Here is a 1,627-nt window from a genome sequence, read left to right as displayed (position 1 = left end):
GCGGCGATCGGCGAGGATTCCAGCGGCCGGACCGGCATCGACTGGGGCCTGACCGGCGTGCCGGAAACCTTCATCATCCGGGGCGACGGGACCATCGCCTTCAAATATACCGGGCCGATCACCGAAGAGGCCCTGAACCAGACCATCCTGCCGCAGATCGACAAAGCCCTGCGCTGATCCGGCCGACGGCCGCCAACCTTGCCCAGTCCGTGACCATGTCTCATTCCGCGCCCGCCAGACCCCTTACCGCCAAAGCCTGCGGCCCCTTGCGCGGCCGCGTCCGCCCGCCCGGCGACAAGAGCATTTCCCACCGCGCCTTCCTGCTCGGTCTGCTCACGGTCGGCGAGACCCGCATGACCGGCCTGCTCGAAGGCGAGGACGTGCTGAACACCGCGCGCGCCTGCGCCCAGCTCGGCGCGAAAATTGAGCGGCTCGGCGAGGGCGAGTGGTCCATTCGCGGCATGGGCCTCGGCTCGATCCTGCAGCCGACGGAGACGTTGGATTTCGGCAATGCCGGCACCGGCTCGCGGCTGATGATGGGCCTCGTCGCCGGCCATGGGATCACGGCCCGTTTCGACGGCGACGCCTCTTTGCGCAAGCGCCCGATGCGGCGCATTCTCGATCCGCTGGTCCTCATGGGCGCGCAGGTGCTCGAACAGGCCGAGGGCGGCCGCTGCCCGATCCTGTTGAAGGGAACGTCCGAGCCGGCGCCGATCGAATATCGCACGCCGGTCGCCTCGGCGCAGATCAAATCGGCGGTCCTGCTCGCGGGCCTCAATGCGCTCGGCCGCACCACGGTGATCGAGAGCGAGGCGAGCCGCGACCATACCGAGAAAATGCTGGCCTATTTCGGCGCGCGCCTGACTTCCGAGCCTCATGGCGAACATGGCCGCAAGATCACGCTCGACGGCCGCCCGGACTTGTCGCCGCGCCCGATCGTCGTGCCGGTCGATCCGTCCTCGGCGGCGTTCATCATCGCGGCCGCCGTGCTGGCGAAGGGATCGGACATTGTCGTCGAAGGCGTGATGATGAACCCGCTCCGCGCCGGATTCCTCACCACTTTGCTGGAAATGGGCGCGCGGATCGACATTCTCGACCGCCGCGAGGAAGGCGGCGAGGAGGTCGCTGATCTGCGCGTTCGTCACAGCGAGTTGACAGGGGTCGATGTCCCCGCCGCGCGCGCGCCGGCCATGATCGACGAATATCTCATCCTCGCGGTCGTCGCGGCTTTTGCGCGCGGAATCACCCGGATGAACGGCCTGCACGAATTGCGAGTGAAGGAATCCGACCGCCTCGCCGCCACCGCCGCCGGCCTCGTCGCCAATGGCGTCAAGGCGACGATCGAAGGCGACGACTTGATCGTCGAGGGCGGCTCCGGATCCTGTCCCGGCGGCGGGCTGGTCGAGACCCATCTCGACCATCGCCTCGCGATGAGTTTCCTCGTCATGGGCCTCGCTTCCGACAGGCCGGTGACGGTGGACGACGAGACCATGATCGCCACCTCCTTCCCGACCTTCCGGCCGCTGATGGCGCAGCTCGGCGCGGAATTTTCCTGATGCTCATCGCCATTGACGGACCCGCCGCCTCCGGCAAGGGCACTATCGCGCGGCGGCTCGCCGCCCATTTC

Annotated in this window: 1 protein-coding gene and 1 pseudogene; both read left to right on the top strand. The window is 67.9% G+C overall.

The window, feature by feature from the left end; all coding sequences use genetic code 11:
* Positions 1–215: 215 nt before the first annotated feature.
* The gene (aroA, locus tag ACE3S9_RS17915) at positions 216–1,556 is read left to right on the top strand and encodes a 3-phosphoshikimate 1-carboxyvinyltransferase (protein WP_374547836.1); all 1,341 of its coding nucleotides are present in this window, start codon (positions 216–218) and stop codon (positions 1,554–1,556) included.
* Positions 1,556–1,627, top strand: a pseudogene (locus tag ACE3S9_RS17910) ((d)CMP kinase); the annotation flags it as partial. The gene aroA and the pseudogene ACE3S9_RS17910, both read left to right, overlap by 1 nt.

The organism is Rhodoblastus sp. (assembly GCF_041915505.1).
Classification (GTDB): Bacteria; Pseudomonadota; Alphaproteobacteria; order Rhizobiales; family Beijerinckiaceae; genus Rhodoblastus.
This window is presented reverse-complemented; position numbering and strand designations above follow the sequence as displayed.